This is a genomic window from Actinocrinis sp. (genome assembly GCF_035605935.1).
GTDB lineage: Bacteria > Actinomycetota > Actinomycetes > Streptomycetales > Catenulisporaceae > Actinocrinis.
In genome coordinates, this window is the sequence record NZ_DATNGK010000281.1 from 1 (window position 1) to 7,192 (window position 7,192).

The window sequence follows — 7,192 nt, forward strand, 5'->3', positions numbered from 1 at the left end:
CCAGCTGGCCTGCTCGGCGTAGGTGCCGAAGGAGCCGAAGCTGATGTTCGCCGCGCCGCCGGAGGTGCCGGGGCTGAGCCAGGCGCACTCGTCCGAGTTCTCCTGGCCGTTGTACGAGCTGCCGGACTGGTGGTTGGTCCAGCCGCCCGCCGGGTTCTGGTCGGACATCATCTCGTGCCACTCGTGGCCGAGGGTGATGGTGTATCCGTCGGTGGTCCCGGGGGAGTTGACGAAGCCCACGCCGCAGCCGGCGCCGGAGTCGATGTTGTACGGCTGGTTGCTGAACGCGACGTCGCCGTACGGTGAGGAGACCGCGCCACCCGTCAGGGTGCTGTCACCGTTGTAGTCGTGCCACGCGCAGTACTGGCCCTGGTAGCTGTCCGGGTTGGTGCCGTGCGGAGAGGCGATGATGTAGTAGGAGTCGCGGTTGGCCGCCGCGGTGGTGTTGCCGAAGTGCGCGGCGGCGTTGACTGCTTCCTGGCCCAGCTGGTGCCCGGACGCAGTGCTCGGTGAGGCCGCGGAGTTGTCGTACCAGACGCCGGCCAGCACGCCGCCGCTCTGGTAGGGGATGAAGTTCGCGTTGCTCGGGCAGCTGGTGGCGCCGGCCGAGACGTTCGGTCCGTCACACCACTGGGTCAGGTCAGCGGACCACAGTTCGTTGTTGGTGCCGATGCCCTTGAACATCTGCTGGGCGACGGAAGCGACACCGGAGGAGTCGCCGCTGAACTTCAGGTTGCCGTTGCCGTCGGTGCTGGAGGTGCCCCACTGGGTGCCGTAGAAGACGATGTACACCTTGGAGTGGCCGCTCTGCACACCGATGCCGTCGATGCCGCCGCCATAGGACAGCGTCTCCGGGCCGGTCGCCGCCGTGGCGGCGTTGCGGTGGGTGGCGCTGTACGAGTTCATCTTCGCCTGCTGCGCGATCGTCGGGATCACGCCGTGGCGGTAGGGGTGCTGATAGGCGGGGGAGTACGGATTGGCCGAGGACGCCGGGGTGGCGGCGTCGGCCGGGGCGAGCGCGGTCAGCGTCATCCCGGTGGCGAGAGCGAGGCCGGCGGCAGCTGCCAGCGGGACTTTCAGGCTGCGGCGGCGTGCCGCGGCCTTTGGTGAGTGGGTCACCTGTGTATCCCCTTATCTCGGGTGGCGGGGGCGCATGTGGGTGCGCCTGGCCGCACGGGAGTTCGGGCCGTGTTCTTGGGACGGCGGGATCACCGCTTGGCCCCGGGAGACAGCCCGGTGTGTTCGGCGCGTGCCAACGTCGGTGCAGCGTTTCGGGGAGGGGATGCGAGAGCGAGCGGTGCAGCCGGGCCCGATCCGACCGCTTGGCATGCGCGCCGCCGCCCCGTTTGGGAAAGGTTCCCTGCGGGGCGGTCGTGGGTTTATCAGTACTCGTAGGTGGGAAAAGCCGCGACGATCTCGTCGCAGTCTGCGAACACTGAGGGGGAACCTAGCGCTGCCGCGCGGTGGCGGTCAATAGTGGCTGACATTACAGATGTTCGCGACCCACTGCCCCACCTGCGCAGTTCCCTGGAGATTACACAGGTTTTACAGAGCCGACCAAAACCGGCCAACACACAACGGTTGGCACACGCTGCGGCTCGGTCTGCCGTCATAGTATCGACGAGAGCCGTGGACAAGCCGTTGATACTACGCTTGAATCCTTGTCAACCTTCGAGTGGCGCCCGCACGGGCTTGAGGGTCTCGACGCGAACCCGGTTCATATCCTGGCGGCACTACCGTCCCTAGCCTTGGGGATCGCACAACTGCCGAGACCCGGCGCCCGGCATCAGGCGCGCTGACGCTCGGCCCGCCACCGTGAGAACAGGGAACTGACACTCAGCCGCCGACGAGCCGGGTCCCCCTGCTAGTCCTGATCCTGGCCCTGGTCCTGACCGGTGAGCCGCTGGCAGATCTGCCACAGTTCGTCGCGTTCGGCGGCGGTGTCGCTGACGCTGCGCAGGTAGGAGTAGGGGCGTGGGATGCGGTCGTGCCAGAACTTCCCGGTTTCGGCTTGCGCGTGCTGCGCGGCGGCCAGCCACACGGATGTGTCAGCGCCCTGCGCTGGCGTGCGCAGCAGCGGCCTGGTCAGGGCCCGGAACCGCGGCAGCCATGTGACGACGCCCGGCGTGTCGACCCACCCGGGGTGTACTGCGTGCACGGCGACCCCGCGCGTGCGCAGCCGCTCGGCCCACTGCCTGGCCAGGGCGACCTGCATGTGTTTGGTGCGCGCGTAGCCGACCGCAGGGCGATAGGTGCCGTGCCGGTACTGCACGTCGTCAAGCACCAGTTTCTGCCCGTACTGGCCACCTGAGCTGACCCAGATCACAGCGGAGGCAGCGCCCTCGGTGAGCGCGGGCAGCAACAGCGTCGTGAGCAGGTGCGGCCCAAGCACGTGCGTCGCGAACATCAGCTCGTTGCCTTCCGCGGTCTCGCCGCGCTGCTGCGGCATGACGCCAGCGTTGTGCACGAGCACGTGGATCGGTCCGCTCACCGCCGCGGCGTACCGCCGCACATCCGCCAACACGCTCACATCGCACTCGTCCACGCTCAGCTTCGCGCCGGGCGCCGCGCGATCTATCTCGGCCGCGGCCGCTTCGCCGCCGTCGCGCCCGCGGATCACCAGGCGCACATGCGCCCCGAGCTGGGCAAGGCCGATCGCGGTCGCCAGGCCGATTCCCCGCTTGGCACCGGTCACCAGAGCCGTCTTGCCCGCTAGGGCGCCGGGCGTGGGATCGGGCGACCACCAGTGGCGGCGCAGCAGGTAGCCGACGTTGCCGTACCCGATCAGAGTGCGGTCCAGCACCGTGTCGGCGAGCCGAGTTGCCGCCATCGCACGCGTCATCGCTTACTCATCTCCCCTCCACGGGGTGCTTACAGGGCGTCGATGACCTCGCGCATCTGCGCGACGACACCTCCAGCCATGCGGCCCAGCGCCACGCGCACGAGCGGGTCCGCGAGCCGGGCCGTCCCACGCAGCCGGATGTCTGCTTGGTACGTGACGCGTGTACCCGCGCCCGCCGCTTCGAACGTGAGATCGTCCACCGATCTCGCCGCGTCGTTCTCTCCGACGAACGTGAGCCGGTCGGGCAACGCCCGCTCGAGCCGGTAGATCAGCTCGGAGCGTCGCCCGAGGAAGTGCGAGACGTTGTGCCAGCGCGAGCCCTCGTGCGCCGGACCAGGGTCGAGCGGGGTGCACGCGAGGGTTCCCGGATCCCAGTGCGCTGCGTGGGAGAAGTCCTTCAGATAGTCGACGACCTGCGGTAGCGGCTTGTCCACGGTGAAACTGCGCCGGATCTTGGCCATGATGGAGTGCGGCCTTTCACGGAGGTTGTTGACGGCACAGGGCGGGTGACGGCAGAACGGCTAGCAGCCGACAGCAGTTCACGAGAGCCGACCGCGGCACGGCAGCGTTGCAGCGCGTCCTCCTCGCAGGCTTAGCTGACCTTGGTTGGTGCGGCCGGATCGAGAGCAGCCTCGATCGCGACTTCCTCGATACCCCGCGCCAGCGCCTCGAAGTGCGCCGGAGGAAAGTAGTGCGTGTCCGCGGAGACGACGAGCAGGAGACCGTCCGGCTCGTCCTCGATGTTCAGGAACAAGCGCTCAGACGGCCGGTCCGTCTTGGCCACCCATCGGAACGTGCTCTCGCCGCGCGCGTCGTGCAGTTCCGCTGCCGAGATCGGTGCAGTCGGCGACAGAGCGCCGCGCTCGTCGCGACGGTCGTTGAACAGGCAGGAGATGTCGAAGTCAGGGCCTCGTTCCCGCGAGATCCGTCCGATCAGCTCCGCCAGCAGCCGCGGATCGTAGTACCCGTACTTGTAGGCGCTCATCGTGGCGCGTTGCGCGCGAGCCACCGCCTCGTCGACGGTGACATCCGCAACGTCGAGCACGCAGATACCAGGCAGCGCGAGCATGCACACCACGTCCGCCAGATCAGGGCGGAAGCGATTGCCGACCAACGGCCGGGCCACCACCGGGTTGATTTCGGTAATGCGCGCCAAGGCGATCGCGAACAGGGCCAGCAGCACGGGAGACGACGCGGCGCCGGTACGTTGCGCGATGGCGTGCGCCGCGGAGCGCAGCGCATGCGAACGAAACTCTCCGATCCAGTGCCGCGGGCTGCGTGGATCGGGTGGGCCGGGCAGCCGGCGCGGCGTGATCGTTCGCAGAACCCGCTCGAAGTACCGCAGCGCCATGTCGTTCTGCCGCCGGCCGGCCGCGGATTGCTGCCAGCGGGCCTGCTCCAACTGCTGCATTCCGGTCGGCGGCGCGCTTGTCCTGGATTCGACCTCGCTAAGCATCACGCGCGCGCCGGCGCCATCCGTCACGAGATGGCACATGATGACCACCATGTGCGTCAGCTCGCCATGCCGTCGAATCACGGCCATGCGGACCGGCCAGTCGTCCGCGAAATCGAAGGCGGCGTGCCGATAGTGCGCTTCAACGCAGTCGGCCAGCTGCTCCGGCTCGGTGCCGTCGCCGTTCACGTCGTAGATCTCGAGGTCGATCTTGCCGGAGCCGAAGAGCTCCTGCGTCGGGTGGCCGGCCGCGTCGAATCGCAGCCGAGTGCGCATCGACGGGTAGCGGGTCATCAGATACCGCAGTTCGTCCGCGATGTCCTCGACGGATACGCCGGCCGGCAACCGCTTCGAGCCACCCAGCGGCAGCCAGGAACCGTGACGGGCCATGGCCTCCCAGATCGACCACTGTCCCCAGGTAAGCTCCTCGACTCCCGAGTCGTCGGCCTCGAAGGCGACGGTCTCGCGCTCGGGCGGCCCGGGCACCGGGAGGCCTTCGCCTTCACCGGGCATCAGGATCGGATATCCGTGACCCGTATCGCCGGGGTTCATCGGTGGCGCCTCCAGAACGCGGTCACGGGCAGCGCGGCATGCTGGGCATCATCGCAATCGCCTGTGGTCGATGGGCACGAATATAACCAGCACCGTGACTGAAAACTACTACGCACAAGGCGCGGAAGCGCTGCTCATCGTGCAGAGTTAGCCGCTCGGCGCAAGCTGCCATAGCGTGATCCCATGGAGTTCAGCCGGGAGCTGCGCGAGGACGTGCTTTCTGGCGAGATCACCGTCTCGTTCAGGCTCTGGCGGCGGCCCAAAGTAAAGCCGGGTGGCCGCTACCGCGTCGGCACCGGCCAGATCGTGGTCGACTCGGTCGAACTGATTCCCTTCTCGGCCATCGATGAGGCCGACCTGCGGCGCTGCGGCGAGCCCGATCTCGAGTCGCTTCGTCAGCGCGCCGCGCACGCCGGAGCCGTCCACGACGACACCCTGTTGTACCGAGTCGAGTTCCACGTGGAGTGAGCTGGTCCGCGGGCCGCGGGCGGGCCCTGCTCGAGGACGGTGCGGCGGGAGCCGCCCACCACAGCTGGTTCTTCGCGGCCTGGGCAGCACTCCGCTTGTGGGATGGCGGCACGCGGGCCCGGACCGGATCACCGGGCCCGCGCTGCGGTTAGGAGGAGGTCGGGACGTCGATCTTGTCGATGTCCGGCGAGTACCAGTTGCCGCTGTCGAAGGTGATCGAGTTCGAACCCGCCTTCAGCCCCAGCTGGAAGCTGATGGTGTGCACCGTGTTCCAGTCACCGGTGTTGGGGAAGCGGATGTCGGTGCCGCTGCCGGAGTTGGCGTAGACGGTCGCGGTCCGGTCCGAGTCGCCGCTGATGTAGGCGACGGTGATCGTGTAGAGCCCGTCCTTCTTGACCGTGACGCCGTTGAATTGGAGCTTGCCGCCGAGGTAGAGGTTGCCGACCTTCTTGCCGCCGGAGCAGACCGGGCAGGAGGCGATCGCGGCGTTCGCGATCAAGGTGTTGCCGGTGGCCTCGGCCTCGTAGCTCGTGGTGGTCAGCTTGCCGCCGCCGGGCCGGACGCTGAACAGCCGCGAGCCGTGCGCGGGGAGCGCCTCGGTGATCTGGTCCTCGTGGCCGCCGAGGTTCTGGTGGTTCCACAGGTCGCGCACGGCGGCGTCGCCCCGGAATCCGAGCGCGGCCCAGTGCGCGGTGACGGGTTCGGGCGCGGCGGCCAGGTTGAACAGCGCGACCGTAAAGCTGCCGTCAGGGTTCTTAGTCGCCCACACCTGCTGGTCGCCCATCGTGCTGACCGGCCGGGCGACCGGCGAGCTGTTCTGGTCGACGGCGATGACCTCGTTTCTGTTGCCAATGAAAGAAGTTCGCCGGCCGGATTCGCCATGACCCTTGCGCAGTGTTGCCTGCATTTAGAAGGCTCATGGCCGAATCTACCTTCGGATATAAGGCGGCGGCGCGGTGGCGATGCGGTAAGGAGTACCGGATAGGGCGCCCCCGTCGTACGCGGTCTCGGCGTGCTCGGTCTGGTCCACACCGATGATCTCGGCCTCGGCGCTCACCCGCAGGCCGATCGTCGCGTGCACCACCTTGGCCAGCAGAAGGGAAACCGTGAAGGAGTACGCGAGCACGATGCCGGCTCCGGCCGCCTGGTCTAGCAACTGGTGAAACCCGCCGCCGTAGAACAGTCCGGCCCGCGCGCCGTTGGTGAACCCGGAGACTTCGTCGGGCGCGGCGAAAAGTCCGATGAGCAACGTGCCGACGAGGCCGCCGACCAGGTGAACGCCCACGACGTCGAGCGAGTCGTCGTAGTCGAAGCGGTTCTTCAGGTTCACTGCATAACAGCACACTGATCCGGCGATGAGGCCGACGAAGATCGCGCCGATCGGGGAGACCGAGGCGCAGGACGGGGTGATCGCGACCAGGCCGGCCACCGCGCCGGAGGCGGCGCCGACGGTGGTGTAGGTGCCGTGCTGGATCTTCTCCGCGGCCAGCCAGCCGATCACCGCGGTACAGCCAGCGATCTGCGTGTTCATGAAGACCACCGAACCTTGACCACTCGCGGTAAGCGTGGACGCGGCGTTGAAGCCGAACCAGCCGAACCACAGCAGCGCGGCGCCGAGCATCACGAACGGCACGTTGTGCGGCCGCATCGGGTCCTTCTTGAAACCGATCCGCTTGCCCACGACCAACGCGCAGGCAAGCGCTCCCGCGCCAGAGTTGATCTCCACTGCCGTGCCTCCGGCGAAGTCCATCACGTGCAGCTTGGCGTTGATGAAGCCGTTGGGTGAGAAGACCCAGTGCGCGACCGGGAAGTAGATGAGGGTCACCCAGCCGAGCACGTAGACGCACCAGCCGACGAACTTGGTGCGGTCGGCGATC

Annotated in this window: 4 protein-coding genes and 3 pseudogenes; 1 reads left to right on the plus strand and 6 read right to left on the minus strand. The window is 67.8% G+C overall.

Annotated elements, in window-relative coordinates:
• From VN779_RS22845 to VN779_RS22860, 4 genes and pseudogenes are all read right to left on the minus strand, one after another.
• A pseudogene (locus VN779_RS22845) lies at window positions 1-1,119 on the minus strand (hypothetical protein); the annotation flags it as partial.
• A 745-nt stretch (window positions 1,120-1,864) separates the two neighbouring features.
• The gene (locus tag VN779_RS22850) at window positions 1,865-2,842 is read right to left on the minus strand and encodes an SDR family NAD(P)-dependent oxidoreductase (RefSeq protein ID WP_325726725.1); all 978 of its coding nucleotides are present in this window, start codon (window positions 2,840-2,842) and stop codon (window positions 1,865-1,867) included.
• Between the two features lie 29 nt (window positions 2,843-2,871).
• Window positions 2,872-3,303 (minus strand): SRPBCC family protein, encoded by a 432-nt coding sequence (locus tag VN779_RS22855; protein WP_325726726.1) that lies wholly within the window; start codon window positions 3,301-3,303, stop codon window positions 2,872-2,874.
• 131 nt (window positions 3,304-3,434) lie between these two features.
• Window positions 3,435-4,808 carry a condensation domain-containing protein gene (locus VN779_RS22860; RefSeq protein ID WP_325726727.1) on the minus strand — a complete coding sequence of 458 codons (1,374 nt, stop codon included), beginning with the start codon at window positions 4,806-4,808 and terminating at the stop codon, window positions 3,435-3,437.
• Between the two features lie 222 nt (window positions 4,809-5,030).
• On the opposite strand from VN779_RS22860, the gene VN779_RS22865 reads away from it, so the two are divergent.
• Window positions 5,031-5,315, plus strand: coding sequence for an ASCH domain-containing protein (locus VN779_RS22865; protein ID WP_325726728.1), 285 nt, complete (start codon window positions 5,031-5,033; stop codon window positions 5,313-5,315).
• A gap of 148 nt (window positions 5,316-5,463) precedes the next feature.
• On the opposite strand, the pseudogene VN779_RS22870 reads toward VN779_RS22865, so the two are convergent.
• Window positions 5,464-6,153: pseudogene (locus VN779_RS22870) on the minus strand (CBM35 domain-containing protein); the annotation flags it as partial.
• 90 nt (window positions 6,154-6,243) lie between these two features.
• Window positions 6,244-7,192 (minus strand): annotated as a pseudogene (locus VN779_RS22875) (ammonium transporter); the annotation flags it as partial.